The 15666-nt window shown below is 60.4% G+C and carries 17 protein-coding genes; 9 read left to right on the top strand and 8 right to left on the bottom strand.

The features are described 5' to 3' along the window. Positions 1-16: 16 nt before the first annotated feature. Positions 17-1876 carry a flagellar biosynthetic protein FliO gene (locus HEP89_RS17630; RefSeq protein ID WP_168692620.1) on the bottom strand — a complete coding sequence of 620 codons (1860 nt, stop codon included), beginning with the start codon at positions 1874-1876 and terminating at the stop codon, positions 17-19. Positions 1877-2299: 423 nt separating this feature from the next. Here HEP89_RS17630 and flgB point away from each other — a divergent pair, with 423 nt between their 5' ends. From flgB to chrA, 9 genes are all read left to right on the top strand, one after another. Then, positions 2300-2704: a flagellar basal body rod protein FlgB gene (gene flgB, locus HEP89_RS17635; RefSeq protein WP_023000722.1), complete on the top strand. Its 405-nt coding sequence runs from the start codon at positions 2300-2302 to the stop codon at positions 2702-2704. Between the two features lie 32 nt (positions 2705-2736). Then, positions 2737-3147 (top strand): flagellar basal body rod protein FlgC, encoded by a 411-nt coding sequence (gene flgC / locus HEP89_RS17640; protein WP_023000723.1) that lies wholly within the window; start codon positions 2737-2739, stop codon positions 3145-3147. A 34-nt stretch (positions 3148-3181) separates the two neighbouring features. Continuing rightward, entirely contained in the window at positions 3182-3502 is a 321-nt protein-coding gene (locus tag HEP89_RS17645) for a flagellar hook-basal body complex protein FliE (protein ID WP_031269190.1), read from the top strand. Positions 3503-3526: 24 nt separating this feature from the next. After that, positions 3527-3793, top strand: a complete 267-nt coding sequence (gene fliQ, locus HEP89_RS17650) for a flagellar biosynthesis protein FliQ (RefSeq protein WP_023000725.1) — start codon at positions 3527-3529, stop codon at positions 3791-3793. A 13-nt stretch (positions 3794-3806) separates the two neighbouring features. Continuing rightward, complete coding sequence (fliR, locus tag HEP89_RS17655) at positions 3807-4580, top strand: flagellar biosynthetic protein FliR (RefSeq protein WP_023000726.1); 774 nt, start codon at positions 3807-3809, stop codon at positions 4578-4580. Positions 4581-4589: 9 nt separating this feature from the next. Further along, positions 4590-5669, top strand: a complete 1080-nt coding sequence (gene flhB, locus HEP89_RS17660; RefSeq protein ID WP_023000727.1) for a flagellar biosynthesis protein FlhB — start codon at positions 4590-4592, stop codon at positions 5667-5669. Positions 5670-5822: 153 nt separating this feature from the next. After that, positions 5823-8375: a cell cycle histidine kinase CckA gene (gene cckA, locus HEP89_RS17665; protein WP_168692621.1), complete on the top strand. Its 2553-nt coding sequence runs from the start codon at positions 5823-5825 to the stop codon at positions 8373-8375. A 52-nt stretch (positions 8376-8427) separates the two neighbouring features. After that, entirely contained in the window at positions 8428-8763 is a 336-nt protein-coding gene (locus tag HEP89_RS17670; protein WP_023000729.1) for a cupin domain-containing protein, read from the top strand. Between the two features lie 237 nt (positions 8764-9000). Further along, the gene (gene chrA / locus HEP89_RS17675; RefSeq protein WP_168692740.1) at positions 9001-10245 is read left to right on the top strand and encodes a chromate efflux transporter; all 1245 of its coding nucleotides are present in this window, start codon (positions 9001-9003) and stop codon (positions 10243-10245) included. A gap of 15 nt (positions 10246-10260) precedes the next feature. On the opposite strand, the gene HEP89_RS17680 is transcribed toward chrA, so the two are convergent. The 7 genes from HEP89_RS17680 to HEP89_RS17710 all read right to left on the bottom strand — a co-directional run bounded on the left by HEP89_RS17680 (position 10261) and on the right by HEP89_RS17710 (position 15664). Then, entirely contained in the window at positions 10261-10800 is a 540-nt protein-coding gene (locus HEP89_RS17680; protein ID WP_168692622.1) for a hypothetical protein, read from the bottom strand. Between the two features lie 4 nt (positions 10801-10804). Beyond that, positions 10805-11434: a lysophospholipid acyltransferase family protein gene (locus HEP89_RS17685; protein ID WP_023000732.1), complete on the bottom strand. Its 630-nt coding sequence runs from the start codon at positions 11432-11434 to the stop codon at positions 10805-10807. Between the two features lie 276 nt (positions 11435-11710). Further along, the gene (locus HEP89_RS17690; protein ID WP_075283796.1) at positions 11711-12637 is read right to left on the bottom strand and encodes a phosphatidate cytidylyltransferase; all 927 of its coding nucleotides are present in this window, start codon (positions 12635-12637) and stop codon (positions 11711-11713) included. Beyond that, positions 12634-13245 carry a CDP-alcohol phosphatidyltransferase family protein gene (locus HEP89_RS17695; protein ID WP_168692623.1) on the bottom strand — a complete coding sequence of 204 codons (612 nt, stop codon included), beginning with the start codon at positions 13243-13245 and terminating at the stop codon, positions 12634-12636. The genes HEP89_RS17690 and HEP89_RS17695 overlap by 4 nt, the downstream gene beginning before the upstream one ends. An 81-nt stretch (positions 13246-13326) precedes the next feature. Further along, positions 13327-14037 carry an alpha/beta fold hydrolase gene (locus HEP89_RS17700; protein ID WP_168692624.1) on the bottom strand — a complete coding sequence of 237 codons (711 nt, stop codon included), beginning with the start codon at positions 14035-14037 and terminating at the stop codon, positions 13327-13329. Next, complete coding sequence (locus tag HEP89_RS17705) at positions 14034-14834, bottom strand: CoA ester lyase (protein WP_168692625.1); 801 nt, start codon at positions 14832-14834, stop codon at positions 14034-14036. The genes HEP89_RS17700 and HEP89_RS17705 overlap by 4 nt, the downstream gene beginning before the upstream one ends. Beyond that, the gene (locus HEP89_RS17710) at positions 14828-15664 is read right to left on the bottom strand and encodes a MaoC family dehydratase N-terminal domain-containing protein (RefSeq protein ID WP_168692626.1); all 837 of its coding nucleotides are present in this window, start codon (positions 15662-15664) and stop codon (positions 14828-14830) included. Before HEP89_RS17710 ends, HEP89_RS17705 begins: the two co-directional genes overlap by 7 nt. Positions 15665-15666 lie beyond the last annotated feature (2 nt).

Genomic DNA, 15666 nt, shown 5'->3' on the forward strand with positions numbered 1-15666 from the left:
AGCGATTGCAAGCGCATCATCCGTTTGACTGTCCACCCAGTTCGTCGAGGATCTTCGCCATTTCTTCCTCGATGGGATTTCTGTCGCCCAAACCGGCGGAAGGCCTGACAGGCGCCTTGACCGGTGGCGCAGAGCTCGTCACGGGGCCGCTGGTTACCGGGGCAGGGGCTGCTACCGATGCCACAGCAGACGGCGCGACCGTTGCAGTAGCGCTTGCGGTTTCTTCCTGCGCCTCTTCAGCCTCGTCGGCAGATGCCTCGTCAGCTGGCATTTCCGCTGCGGAAGACGCTTCGGGCTTGTCCTGAGCCGGGGTGGACGCTTCCGGCACGTCTTCCAGGAGATCGCCGATATCCAGCGAAAGTTCCCTGGAAGGGGCGGCTTCTGCAACCAACTGTGTTTCGGTTGTGGCAGCTTCCTCTTCCAAGGAAGCCGCTGTCCGGGCTTCATCATCCGCCGTGACGTCGGCAGGTTCGATTGCTTCAGTCACTTCGGGCTCTGAAACATCGCTTGAAGAGTGTTGTGCATCGGCCATCTGGACGTTTTCGTCCGCCGTGTCCGCCATCGCCTGGCCAAGGTCGGCGGGCTGGTCCGGTTTCGGCATGCTTTCTTCCGCCGGAGCTTCCTGCGCAGGGGCTTGTTGAGGTGTGGATGCTGCGGTCAAGGTTGCGGCAACGAGCACCGGCTCCACCTTGTGCTCCGGCAGAACCTGCTCAACCGGCTTCAAGAGAGCGGTTTTGGCACGTGCCGCCGGTCCGGAAGCGGGCGGGGAGATCGTACCGCCATAGGAAGGCCGATCACGGGCCGTGAAGGGGCGTGCCAGGGACTTCAATGTGGAAGTTGTCTTGCTTTCCTGCGGCGCAGAGGGAGCCGGAACGGCAGGACGCACTTCCGGCGCTTTTACGGGTGCTGTTGCAGGTTCACTTGCCTGTATCTCAGCTTCCAGGGCAGCAGCAATGTCGACCTTGCCTTCGTCGGTGCTTCGCGGAGGCGAAACTTCCGGCGAAGCAGGCGCGGGAGCGGCTGGTTTAGTGGCGGCCCGGTTGAAGCCGTTCTGAGTGGCCGCACGTAGCAGATCGCTCGCGCGGCCCAGTCCTCCACCGCTTTCCGGCTTGTCGGGGGTGGTCTTGGGGGGCGTTGCCTGTTGGGCCGGGCGCGTCGGGGCTTGTACGGTTGCCGGAGCACTCTCGGCCGCACGCGTGGCGGTAAGCCGGGAGGGAGCGGGTTCCGAAAAATTGCGTTGCGGTGCGGCCGAACTCACACTGGGGGGGGCCGGCGTGGCAACCGGGGTGGCTGCTGCCTGATACGAAGGTGAGGCCGGTGCGGATGGCTGTGCCACCGGAGCGGCAGGTTGCGGTGTCGGGGCAGCCTGTTGTGGTGCCGGTGGAGACGGCTGCGCTAGAGGTGCGGCAGACGGAACTGGCGTACGTGCCTGGACTGCGGGCGCTGCGACTTCCTGTTCTTCGAGGAAGTCGTCGGGCCGGGCCGGGATCTCCGGTCCTGGGGCGACTGCGGCCTTGACCGGCATCGGCATGTTCGAGGGAGACGGCTGTCCGGGCCGGGCCTGGGCCAGCGGGGTGTTGCGAACGATATTCTGTTCCACCACAACGTCGCTCGGGCCGCCGACCAGGATGAGATGCTCGATGTTGTCCCGGCGAATGAGCAGCAGCCGGCGGCGAGCGTCGACAGAAGCGCTGTCCATGATGGCAATCCGGGGCTGCCGGTTGCGGCTTTGTGGAGCACTTGCTCCCATCAGGCGCTTCAGAATGAAAATAAACAGTCCGAACAGCAGCAGCACGACGGCCAAAGCCAGGATGACTGCAATAGCCTGCGTGATGCCCCCGCTCACGTTGAATGTGGTCTCAATCCAGTTATACATCTTACCCTCGTGCCGCCCCGCTTGCGGTTTGATCGCGTGTGCCGGTTACTCCGGTTTTTTGCCTCAATTGGGGAGGTTTGCCTTTATCCCCAGTAATTCCGGCGGTTGAGCCTGTGCAGGCTCCTGTCTCGCAAACCTCTCGGCTTTTTTGTTTTTCCCCGTTGCGGCGGGAATGTTTTGCCCCGTCGGTACCGGTTCAGCCGCTTGCTGATCTGCTTCGAATCTCTCTAGGACTTAAAGTTAACAGAGGCAGGCAAATTTTGCCTGTTGGCGGCGCCTCTCTTTTTGCGAAATGCAAAGGAAAGTTGCCTCCTCCACTGGTTTTTGAAGGGTTCGGGCCGGAAGAGGTAAATGGCTGTTAACTTTTCATTAACCATTTGAGCGGCAATCATTGCCGGGTTGGTTAACGAATGGTGAATCGGAATGGCCATAACGGATCTGCCGCTGTTCCAGGCGTTGAAATCCAAGATGCAGTGGCACCAGACGAGACAGAGCGTGCTGGCGCAGAACATCGCCAACGCGGATACGCCCGGATACATGGCGCGGGACGTGAAGGAATATACCTTCAAGGATCACATCGGGCGGCAGTCACTGAACCTGGCGACGACGACGACGGTGGCCGGGCACATTCCCGGGAAGCTGGGAAATACCGGTTCGGCCAAGATCGAGGAAGACGACACCTTCGAAGTCACGCCGAGCGGCAACAGCGTCAATCTGGAAGAGCAGATGATGCACATCACCGAGAACCAGATGGATTACCAGGCTGCGACAACGCTTTACACCAAGGGGCTCGGTCTGATCCGGACCGCGCTTTCCAAGAGTGTATGAGGCAAGGCAGCACAAGCTAGAGGACCGATAAAATGGACCTGATCAAATCCCTGTTCATCTCGGCAAGCGGGTTGAGAGCTCAGAACGGGCGCATGCGCATCATCGCGGAGAACATCGCGAATGCGAACTCCACTGCCAAGACGCCTGAAGAACTGCCGTACCGGCGCAAGATCCCGACCTTCAAGAGCCATTTCGACAGGGAAATGGGCGCTGATATGGTCGAGCTTGGCAAGATCGCGGAAGACAATACGGACTTCCGTTCGGTGCACATGCCCGGGCACCCGGCGGCCGATGCCAACGGTTACGTGCTGCAGCCCAACGTCAACACGCTGATCGAAACGACGGACATGCGCGAAGCGCAGCGATCCTATGAAGCCAATCTGAACGTCATCGATTCCACGCGGCGGATGCTGCAGCGGACCATCGATATCCTGCGCGCCTGAGCGGCAGTCCTAATCCGGGAAGGGAGCCTTAGTCATGTCTACTCCGTCGATCGCAAATAATGCCTACCAGATGGCCGCCAAGCTGCAGCAGCAGGCGCGTGCGATCGAGGACAAGGCGGGCGCTCCCGAAGCTGCCGGTCTCGATTTTACCAAACTGGTGGAAGAGGCTGTCGGCGGTGTCGTCGACAAGGGCCGTGTCGCAGATGACAAGGCTGTCGGCCTTGTCGAGGGCAAGGCTGACGTGGTCGACGTTGTCACCGCGATCGCCGAAACGGAAGTTGCTCTGGAAACGATGGTCGCCGTTCGCGATCGAGTGATTTCCGCCTATGAGGAAATCATGCGGATGCCGATCTGATCCGATGCGGCAAGGGGGCCTTTTATGACCGCTGGTGAAGTTCTCGATCTCGCCCGTGAAGGCGTTTGGACCATGATCCTGGTGGCCGGACCGGTCATGGTCATCGGTCTGTTGGTGGGTGTCGTCATCGCCTTGTTCCAGGCTCTGACGCAGATCCAGGAAATGACGCTGGTTTTCGTTCCCAAGATCCTCGCGATCTTCGTGACGATCCTGATTGCGCTGCCCTTCATGAGCCAGGTTCTGGAGGCCTTCATGGGCAGGGTTGCCGAAATGATCCTGACCACCGGTTAGGACGTGGACCTTCATGACCATCCAGCTCGATTATCTGCCGAATATCGCAGCCATCTTCATGCTGATGTTCGCACGTATGGGCACGATGGTCATGTTGCTGCCGGCTCTGGGCGAAAGCACGATCCCGACACGGTTTCGGCTGACCATTGCCCTGGCGTTGACGATTGTTCTCTATCCCGTCGGTTCGCAGTATTACCCTGCCGACCTGACATCCAATACCTATCGCATGATTGCGCTCCTGTTCGGAGAACTGGCCATCGGTTTCGGTATCGGCCTGTGCGCCAAGATGATCACGTCCGTCTTGCAGATAGCCGGCATGATCATGGCCAACCAGTCCGGCCTTGCCTTCGCGCTTGGGACGGATTTCGCCAACCAGGGCCAGCAGGGGGCGCTGTTCGGCAACTTCCTGTCCATTCTCGGTATTACGCTGGTCTTCGTCAGCGACAGCCACTTCCTGGTGATCGCGGCGCTCCACGACAGTTTCACGATCTTTCCGCCTGGCCTTGCTCCGCCGGTCGGGGACTTCTCACAGAACGCGACGGAAACCGTTGCGCATGTGTTTTCCATCGCGGTGCGCATGAGCGCGCCTTTTCTGGTTGTCGGTCTGGTTTTCTATTTCGGCCTTGGTCTGCTCAACAAGCTGATGCCGCAGATGCAGATCTTCTTTATCGCCATGCCCGTGAATATCGCGATCGGGCTGTTCCTGCTCATGGTGCTGATCGCAACCCTGATGATGTTCTATCTGGATCATTTTCAGGAATCGCTCGGCAAGTTCATCGTGGGGTAGCGCTGCGCTATGGCTGACGATACCGACGACTCGGAAAAAACAGAGGACCCCACGCACAAGCGCCTGAAAGAGGCGCATGACAAGGGGGACGTACCGAAATCTCAGGAAGTCAGCACCTGGTTCACACTGGCCGGTGCGACGCTGATGATTGCCATTTTCGCGCCCAGCACCGCCGTGTCGCTGGGCGAGTTGATGAAGGGCTACATGGAGCATGCCCACCAGATTGCGGTGGACGGCTATGCGCTGAAAGCCCTGTGGCGGGACACGGGGCAGTCGGTTGCTCTTATCGTCGGCATTCCGTTGCTGGCGCTGGTGATCATGGCTGTGGCGGGCAATCTCGTCCAGCATCAGCCACTGCTGACCGCGGAAACGATCAAGCCGAAATTCTCGAAGGTTTCACCGGCCTCCGGTTTCAAGCGGCTGTTTTCCGCCGACAGTCTCGTAAACTTTGCCAAGGGAATGGTGAAAATTGCCGTTGTCGGCGCCATCATGGTGGCGGTGATGTGGCCGCACCGCGACGAAGCGGAAGTTATGGTGTTCGCCGATACGAACATCATCCTGGAGGAGGCGCGAATCCTGATCCTGCAGCTTCTGGCTGCCGTGCTGGCTGTGATGACGGTGGTTGCCGCGGCCGACTTCATCTACCAGCGCAACAAATGGTTCAACAAGCAGAAGATGTCCCTGCGCGAGGTCAAGGAAGAATACAAACAGACCGAAGGTGATCCGCAGGTCAAGGGCAAGATCCGCCAGCTGCGCATGGAGCGGTCGCGCAAGCGCATGATGGCGGCGGTACCGCAGGCCACAGTGGTCGTGACCAACCCGACGCACTATGCTGTGGCGTTGAAGTATGAAGAAGGCATGGGAGCACCGCTCTGCCTTGCGAAAGGTACCGATGCGGTCGCGCTCAAAATTCGTGAGCTCGCCAAGGAAAGCGATATTCCGGTCGTCGAAAATCCGCCTCTGGCCCGCGCGCTTTATGCGACAGTCGAGATCGACCAGGAAGTTCCGGAAGAACACTACAAGGCCGTTGCCGAAGTCATCGGCTTCGTCTTCCGCATGCGCAAGCGCGCATCCTGGCGTGCCAACTAAGTTGCTCTCAAGGATAGCGGACTGAAAAAGTCCGCGGCAAACAGGTGAATTTCAACAGGACTTGGTCGCATATCAGTTGAAATCGGCTATTAAGCACAGAATGCTTATGTACGGCCCCTTCAAGAACCGAATCGGGCCCGGGAGACAGGATTGATGAGTGACATGGACGGGACGCCGAGCGGGCCGATGATCAGCCGCCCGGAACGTTCCGGTAATATAGGCCTTCTCATAGGCCTCGCACTGCTGCTCGTCGGCGCTGCTGCTGCCTTTGCGGTCATGGACCGCGAAGTGGCGCAGCCGTTTATTCTTGCACTGCTCGGTATCCTGGCCGTCGTCGGCGTTTTCTGCCTGTTTGCCGGAGCCATAGGCTTTCTGCGTCTGTCGGCCCGCCCAGGCGAAGCCAATCCGCTTGCCTCCGCTTTTGTCGATACCCTTGAAGACGGAGCGCTCATTACCGATCTGGACGGCCGGCTTGTCTATGCCAACAAGGCCTATGCGGATCTGACCGGCGCTGAAACCGCTGCCGACATCCGTGTGGTCGAGCGTGTGTTTTCCTCCGATCCGGATGCCGCCGACGCCATTTTCCGCCTGTCCCAGGCCATGCGCGACAGCCGCAGGGCGCAAGAAGAGATCCGCATGCCGTTCCCGCTCGGCAGGGCCGACGGCGCTGCGCGCTGGTATCGGGTGTCGATCCGGCCGCTGCAGGTGTCCAAGGAACGCGGCGGTGGCAAGCCCATGGCGGTCTGGCAGCTGGCCGATATCACCCGCGACCGGGCCGAACAGGAAAACTCGTTTCAGGAACTGCAGCGCGTCATCAATTTCCTGGATCACGCGCCGGCCGGTTTCTTCTCCTGTGATGCGGAAGGCCGCATCGTCTATCTCAACGCCACCCTGGCCGACTGGCTTGGCTACGATCTTGCCCAGTTCGACGCGGGCGACCTCGATCTTTCGAGCATCGTGCGCGGCGACGGCACCGAGCTGATCCGCTCGATCAAGGGTCAGGCGGGCGAGGTCAAGAGCGAAACCTTTGATCTCGACTTCGTCACCCGCAACGGACGCGGCCTGCCGGTGCGACTGCTCCACCGTGTGCCTTTCGGTGAAAACGGCCAGCCGGGTGACAGCCGCACACTGGTTCTCAACAGGTCTCGCGGTGAGGAAGCCTCCGAGGCGCTTCGGGCGGCGGAAGTCCGCTTTGCCCGTTTCTTCAACAACACGCCGATCGCCATTGCCTCGCTCGACAAGGAAGGCCGGGTCCTGAGAACCAACGCGCCGTTCCTGAAGCTGTTCGGTGCGGTCGATACGGATGACGAATCTCCCAAGCTGGAGGCTTATGTGGCCGAGAGCGGGCGGCAGGAACTGGCGAAATCTCTCCAGGCCGCTGCCAAAGGGATCGGCGAGATTGCGCCGATAGACATTCCTCTGGTCGAGGGCAATGACCCGCGTTCCGCAACCTTCTACGTCTCCGCAGTGCAGGAAGGTGAGGGCGACGGCGAAGCCGCCATCGTCTACGCGCTTGAAACCACCCAGCAGCGAGCCCTGGAAGCCCAGTTCGCCCAGAGCCAGAAGATGCAGGCCATCGGCCAGCTGGCCGGGGGTGTCGCGCATGACTTCAACAACGTCCTGACTGCGATCATCGGCTTCTCGGATCTGCTTCTGGCAAGCCACAGGCCGACCGATCCGTCCTTCCAGGACATCATGAACATCAAGCAGAACGCCAACCGTGCAGCCGGCCTCGTGCGGCAGCTTCTGGCCTTCTCGCGTCGTCAGACGCTGCGTCCGCAGCAGTTGGAGCTGAACGACGTTCTGGCAGATCTCTCCATCCTGCTCGACCGCCTGCTGGGCGAGAAGGTGGAACTGAAGGTGATCCACGGCCGGGACCTGTGGCCGGTCATGGCCGACCTGAACCAGCTGGAGCAGGTGATCGTCAACCTGGCGGTAAACGCGGGCGATGCAATGTCCGACGGTGGCCGTTTGACCATCCGTACGCGCAACGTCAACGAAGCCGAAAGCACACAGTTCGACAACATCCGCGGCATGCCACCGGGCGAATACACCCTTGTCGAGGTGGACGACACGGGCCACGGCATTCCGCCCGACGTGATGGAGAAGATCTTCGATCCGTTCTTCTCCACCAAGGAAGTCGGCAAGGGAACGGGCCTTGGCCTGTCGACGGTTTACGGCATCGTCAAACAGACCGGCGGTTTCATTTTCTGTACCTCCGAAGTCGATGTCGGCACGACGTTCCGTCTGTTCCTGCCACGCCACATTCCGAAGGTCGTGGAGAAGAAAAAGCCGGAGCCGAAGGAAGTCGAGCCGGAAAAGGTCAAGGATCTGACCGGTTCCGCATCGATCCTGCTGGTGGAAGACGAGGAGGCCGTGCGTGCCTTTGGCGCCCGTGCCCTCGCGTCGCGCGGCTACACCGTCTACGAGGCGGGCTCGGGCAACGAGGCGCTGGAGGTCATGGAAGAGACCGACGGCAAGATCGATCTCGTGGTCTCCGATGTGGTCATGCCGGAAATGGACGGGCCGACGCTTCTGGTCGAGCTGCGCAAGACCCGGCCGGACCTCAAGATCATCTTCGTGTCCGGTTATGCCGAGGACGCCTTCGAGGAAAACCTGCCACCGGGCGAACAGTTCTTCTTCCTGCCCAAGCCTTTCACGCTGAAGCAGCTTGCGACGACTGTGAAGGATGTCTTGAACGGATAGGCCGACCTGGTCCAGACTTGCCTCAACACCATCCGTTTGAGGCAAGAGGTCCATGCAGCTTCCAGATTTCATCCGAAAGTTTCCCGCTCTCGATGTTCCCTTTCCCGAGGACGTTGTCAGATCCTACGCAGTGCGCTCGGACGCCGGACTGGTCGTTTTTTTCGATTTCGTGAAGGACATGGTCCTGCCGCCGCATTCGCATCTGGCGCAGTGGGGCACTGTCCTGAGCGGCGAGATCGAATTCACCATCGCTGGAGAAACAAGGACGATGGGTCCGGGCGCTATCTACGATATTCCCAGCGGGGCGGAGCACAGTGCGATCATCAAGGCCGGAACCAAGGTGATCGATGTCTTCGAGGAGCCTGACCGCTATCCGGTCAAGGGATAGCACTTCATACAGGCTCTGGTCGCTGCCGCCTGCCACTGTGTTGCACCGGTTCAGGTCTGACGGCATTCGGGTAAGGATTGCAGTTACCCTTCCATCCCGAATGCGTTAGAGGAAGGTCACGACAGGCTGTCTGCGACGAAAAGGGCTGACACGTTGACCGCACATCATGCACCTGGTGAAGGCGCTCCGGGCAAGGATGGAACAGCTTTCGACCAGGAAGCCTCCTGGCGGCGGCTGATGTCCGTCTTTGGCAGCATTGGTCTGCTGTCTTTCGGTGGTCCGGCCGCACAGATCGCGCTGATGCACCGCAAGCTGGTTGATGAGACCGGCTGGCTTTCGGAAAAAAGCTACGTCAACGCTCTCGGGTTCTGCATGTTGCTGCCGGGTCCGGAAGCCATGCAACTGGCGACGTACTGTGGCTGGAAACTGCGCGGCGTTGCCGGTGGCTTGCTGGCGGGCCTTCTGTTTGTCGTTCCCGGCGCACTCGCAATTTTCGCACTTGCCGCGGTTTACGGAACCTTCGGCAATGTGCCGCTGGTCAGTCATCTGTTTCTGGGCATCAAGGCAGCCGTCCTGATCGTGGTTCTGGAGGCGTTGCTGCGCCTCTCCAAACGGGCACTCACCATCAGGCGGCAATGGGTCATTGCAGCTCTGGCCTTTGTCGGAATTTTCTTTCTGGCCCTGCCGTTCCCGCTGATTGTTCTGGCCGCCGGGCTTTACGGTGCCGCGTTCAGCGTGGCGCAGACTGAAAGCCACGGTGAGCCTGTCGTTGCGATTGGCAGACCGATTGCGAAAACACTCCGCACGGTGTTTCTCTGGACCTTCATCTGGATCGCGCCGCTGGCGCTGCTGGATCTGGCCGGCAACGTGCCCTTGCTGGCGGATATCGGCTGGTTCTTTTCAAAGCTCGCTGTCGTCACCTTTGGCGGCGCCTATGCGGTGCTTGCCTATATGGCCCAGGACGTCGTCGCCATTCACGGCTGGCTGAGCGCGGGTGAAATGATGGACGGGCTGGGTCTGGCGGAAACAACACCGGGGCCGCTCATTCTGGTGACCCAGTTCGTCGGCTTTCTGGCGGCCTTTCACGAAGGTGGGCTTCTGCTTGGCCTCGCAGGGGGGCTGGTTGCGCTCTGGGCGACCTTTGCTCCCTGTTTCCTCTGGATCTTTGCCGGAGCGCCTTACATCGAATGGATCTCGGCGCAGCCGAGGCTCAAGTCGGCACTTTCGGCCATCGTAGCGGCGGTGGTTGGCGTCGTGCTCAACCTGTCGGTCTGGTTCGCGCTGCATGTCTTCTTCGAAGAGGTCACGGCGACAAAGTGGGGTGTCGTGACACTCTGGATCCCGGACCTTGCCAGCCTCGATTGGCGCGTGCCGGTCCTCGCGGCCCTGTGTGGCCTGTTGCTCCTGCGATTTCACATGGGGCTGATCTGGGTGCTGCTGACGGCGGCACTTGGCGGGGTGCTGCTGTCACAAGTGGGATGAGGGGGCTGTGCCCGCTCACCAGCCCGCGGTGAGAAAATAGTTGGCATAGACAAATGGCCAGACTGCAAGGCAAAGGGCGAGCTTTCTCCTGTCGCTGAGACGGGCGCCGACAAGCCGGGACACTGACCAGGAAATGAAGGCGACAAGCACAAACCTTGGTAGCCGTGCCACCGGCGAGACAAGAAAAAGCGATTGTGCGGGGATCGAGGCGTAGCCCGCTTCAGCCGAAAGAACCTTGTAAGGGATGCCGCTGAAGGCTCCCCCGAGCAATCCCTCGAACAGGCCTGCCTGCAAAAGCTGCCTGGCCATTTCAAATGTTGATCCCGAAATCCCGGGCACAAGCAGCAGCACCTGAAGCGTTTCTTCCGGAAAATGCTGTACGCAGGTCCAGACCAACAGACCGCCGAACGCGGCCGCGAAGGACGCCAGAAGCGCCGCTGTCATGGCCTTGCCCAGGGAGCGAAGCGCGATGATGCTCAAAAGCGCGTCGGGAGCGATGAAGAACAGCGTTGCCTCGGCAAAGCTCCAGAGCGCTGCCAGGCAGAAAAGTGCCAACTTACTATTCCCAGGATGCAAAGGTCTTTTCCGTCGAGAGAGCGTTAAAGCGCTCCTTCAACCCGGTCATAAAATGAGTCCGGTCCTCGTTCCAAGTAATTGGTTCCCCGACGAAAATATCGCAGAAGAACGGCACCAGCAGGAATGACCCCTTCGGCAAGGCCTTGCCGAGGCCGTGGGTAAAGACGGGCACGACCGGTGCTTCCGGGAACCGTTCGGCAAGAAAGGAAACGCCTTTCTTGAGATCCGTCATCTGTTCCGGTTCACCGCGCGAACCTTCGGGAAACAGGATCAGAACCTTGCCCTGACGCAGAACCTCGTAGCAGCCTTCCAGCGGGTCAACATTCTTCTCTTTCCGGCCACGCTCCACCGGGATAATGCCGAGGACATGTTCCGACAGCCAGGCCTTGAGAGGGGAGGAGAAGAAATAATCTGCCGCCGCAACCGGCTTGATGTCCTTCAGCTTCGACAGGGGCATCAAGGCCATCAGCACCATCGTATCCAGATGGCTGTTGTGGTTGGCAACAATGATCGCCGGACCGTTGGCCGGCAGCAGTTCCTTGCGACGCACGTTAAGCCCGAGCAGGAACAGGACCGCGATCTTGACGAAGATGTAAAAGATCTTCTGGAGCATCAGTGAATGTTCCTGAATGCTGACGATCGAGCGCTTGTTCCAGTGTCGTCCTCTCCTCGGTCACCCCGGACGCAGCGAAGCGGAGATCCGGGGCCGGGGAACCCAGGCGCATGATCAGTGGCTGCACCTTTCAGCCGATCTAGTGGCTCCCCGATCCCGGCTCGCGCTGCGCTTGGCCGGGATGACGAGAGGAGAGGCGCGTGGGCTTGGAGAAGAGAGAAAGAGAAGTCTGCCGACTGCGTGCGCAGAGTGGGAGCGGTCATCCTGACATCCCCTTCAGTAATAGAAGTAACGGGTGAAGTGGAAGAACAGCGGTGCGGTGTAGGTCAGGCTGTCGATCCGGTCGAGGATGCCACCATGACCGGGAATAAGACTGCCGGTGTCCTTGACCCCGAGATCCCGCTTCAGGGCCGAGACGGTGACATCACCAACGAACCCCGCGACCGGGATCAGCAGGCCGGCGGCAGCGGCGTGGATCATGTCAAAGGGCGTGACCAGCGGTGCGGTCAGAAGGGACAGAACAAAAGTGGTTGCAACGCCGCCAAGAAAGCCTTCCCACGTCTTGTTGGGACTGACGCCCGGAATGATCTTGTGACGGCCAAACAATTTGCCCCAGGTGTATTGGGCAACGTCGTTGAACTGGGTCAGGAACAGGAGGAACAGCAGCAGGCCTGGGCCGCCGGTGCTGTTGGCCTCGGTCGCCGGCAGGATCAGGAGGAAAGCCGCGTGGCTGATGGAGAAGACGCATAGCATTAGCCCCCAGTTGAGGGTGCCGACAGCGCGCAGGAAGCCCTCGGTCTGCTGGGTCAGCAGGCTGACGAAGGGCAGGAACAGGAACATGTAGACCGGGATGAACACCGCGAACATGCCATAGTAGCTGTCGTAGACCCAGAAGTACTGCACGGGGATCGACAGATACGCCCAAAACAGCACCCGCCTGTCAGCCCGGCGGGTGGGGATCATCGAGAAATACTCTTTCAGCGCCAGGAAGCTGATAAGGGCGAAAACAATGATCGAGACCGTGTTGCTGACCAGGAAGGAGACGGTGAAGATTGCCACCATCACCCACCAGCTGACGGTGCGCTGAACCAGTTCGCTCATGTTCTTGGTGGAGCGTTTCGAAATCACGAAGACGATGGCGCTGGCAACGCACAGCACGGCCCAGATGCCGATCAGGGCCCAATGGATGGTCAGGAGGTTCATGCGGATTGTTTCTCCCTGATTGCCGCCCTGGCGCGGTTGAAGATGGTGACCGCGGACAGCGCCAGCCCGGCACCGAAAAGGATCTGATAAAGGAGAGGCGCGGTCAGGCCAAAGGCCATCAGGAATCCGCAAAGACCGAACAGGGCTGCCCGGTCGCTCTTGCCGAAGGGGCCGTCATACCGGCGGCTTGCGCCGATCTGGACTGCGATCACGCCGGTCATTTCGCCGATGATGGCAAGTACGACCAGTCCGACGACAATCGGCCCATCGACAAAAGGCAGGAGTGCGAAGGGCAGGTAGAGCGCAGCGTCTGACAGCACATCGCCCAGTTCGTTGAGCACCGCGCCAAGGTCGGATTTCTGGTCGTGTTCCCGCGCCAGCATGCCGTCGATCGCATTGAGGCCCATGCGGATGAACAGAACCAGCGGCAACAGGATCAAGGGCAGGAAAGCGCCGGGAAAGATCCAGAGCAGCAGGCCTTCGCCAATCGACAGGCCAAGCGCGGCCAGGGTTACCTGATTGGCCGTCACCCCGTTTGCGGCAAGCGATCTGCACACGGGGCGAAGCAGGTCCTGAAAACGGGACTTCAGCTGGTAAATCGTTGGCATTCAAAAACTTTCCCGACTAATTTTCGGGAAAGATATAGGTATAGAGCACCCGGTGCACGCTAGAATTTCAATTGCCTGCTGTCACTTCCTGACAGGGTCGCGCTGGAGCAGGCGTTTCAGGTGATCAGTAACATTTTCCGGCTCTTCCAGCGGTGTCAGGTGGCCACTGTGTTCCAGGACGACAAGGTCCGCTGACTGGATCAGGCTGGCCATGGACCGATGAAGCTCCGGCGGCGTCAACTGATCATGATTGCCACACAGCACCAGTGTCGGGCAGGTAATGCCGGTGAGCGACGCGCGGCTGTCGGGGCGAGCAATGCGCGTCTGGCGAATGAAGACGTCTGGACCAAGCCGCTGCGTCATGGCACGAACCCGATTGATCATGTCGGCATTGTCCCGGTTTTCCGGGGCAAGATAGGACTGGGCGAGTTTTCTGCCGAAACCGTGGAAACGGCCAGGTTTCGACGCCTGGGCAATCAGTTGTTCGCGCTCTGCGGCGCGTTCCGGCGTGTCAGGCAGCATGGTGGTGTCGAGGAGGGCGAGATGGGTCACGCGTTCCGGGGCGCGGCGCAGGATTTCCTGAGCGACGATACCGCCGAGCGAAAACCCGGCGAGCGCAAAGCGGTCCTCGCTGGTGGCCAGAACCATTTCCGCCAGAGCCCCCAGCGAAGTACCGCGTGTTATGTCGGCAACCCGGGGCCGAGCGATGTCAGCGAGACCGGTGATCTGATCCCGCCAGAGATCCGCATCGTTCAGGAGCCCCGGGATCAGGACGATCTGCGGCAGGCTCATGCATCGGCCTCCTGCGCGGAGGCGAGGATTGTCCGGGCACGGATGCGGACCGGCTCGTCGACCATTGCGCCATCGACATTGGCTGCGCCATCCCCCGAGGCGAGAACACGCCTGGCCCACTCGATTTCGTCGAGGCTCGGGGCGAAGGCGCGTTTGATCTCGGCAAGCTGTCTTGGGTGAATGCAGAGTTTGCCGGCCATACCGAGATCCCGTGCATGGGAGGCGTCTTCAAATGTCTGCGCAGGGTTGTCGAGCTGTGCTGTGACGCCGTCGATCGGGGCCGCGATGCCGGCAAGCCGGGACGCCAGAACCAGTTCGGAGCGAACGGGCAAGAGCACGTCTTTCAAATGCGCGCAGCCTAGATCGGCGCAATAGTCGATGGACCCGAAAGCCAGTCGAACCACCCCATCGGTGCTTGCAATGCTCCTGGCATTGGCAAGCCCCCTGGCACTTTCAATGAGCGCGATAACCGGGACCGAGCCACCCAGGGCAGTGTGGAGCGTGGCAATCTCTCCGGGAGCCTCCGCCTTCGGCAGCATGACGGCATCCGGTGCCAGCTTGCAAAGAGCAACGACATCCTCCAGGTGCCACGAAGTCCCAACGGCGTTGATGCGCACGATGACCGGTTTTTCGGTGAAGCCGGTTGTCAGATTGGTGCGGGCGGCCTCTTTCTCCGATGCGGGGACCGCGTCTTCCAGATCCAGGATGATCGCGTCGGCTTCGGTTGCGGCTGCCTTGGGGAACCGGTCGGGCCTATTTGCCGGCACGAACAGAGGTGTCCTGACTGCCGTTACCATGCTGCCGTCGCCTCCATGGCAACCGGGCCGCCAAGCTGCGCGGTCCAGAGCTTCATGGTTTCTCCCTCCGTTTGCGCGTTCACCGTGAAGTCCGCAGTGTCGAATATGGTCGACAGACTTCGAAACCGGAATGTTTTCGGTGCTCTTTCCTTGAGATCCGCAGCGAACTGGCAAAGCAATGTGGCCTGCAAGGGACCGTGAACAATAAGCCCTGGATAGCCTTCCACGTCGCGGACATAGTCCTTGTCGTAGTGGATGCGGTGCCCGTTAAAGGTCATGGCCGAATAACGGAAGAGGTAGGCGGCCGATGGCGTGATCTGCATGACGTGGTCTCCAGCCGTCGCAGGCGCCGGGGTTGTCTTCATGCCCGCAACGTTCTGTGCCTCCCGGTAGACGATGTCCTGACGCTCGCTCAAGACAGGTTGGCCGTCAGAAGTGACTTCATGATTGATCGTGACGAAACAGAGTGGCCCGGTGCGGCCTTGTTTCAGGACCACATCCCTGACGGTTGACACCCGCCGGACCTCTTCGCCAATCCGGATGTCACCCTGGAAGGTGAACTCGCCGCCTGCCCACATGCGTCGGGGCAGGGGCACGGGCGGCAGGAAGCCGCCACGGGCCGCATGACCGTCCGGTCCCAGACCGGCTGTCTGAACGGCCGGCTGAGCAAGGCAGAAATGGATCAGCAGCGGCGCGATATCACCCGGAGCTTCGCCTGATGTCCGGTCAAAGGTCGCGTTGAACTGGCGAACCAGTGCGGGGCTCAAGACCTCCGAGGCGCTGTCTTCGCGCCCTATCCAGCTGCGCAGGTGGTCGATGTCGAGGTCCATGA

Origin of the sequence: Labrenzia sp. 5N (assembly GCF_012395805.1) — a bacterium.
Classification (GTDB): domain Bacteria; phylum Pseudomonadota; class Alphaproteobacteria; order Rhizobiales; family Stappiaceae; genus Roseibium; species Roseibium algicola.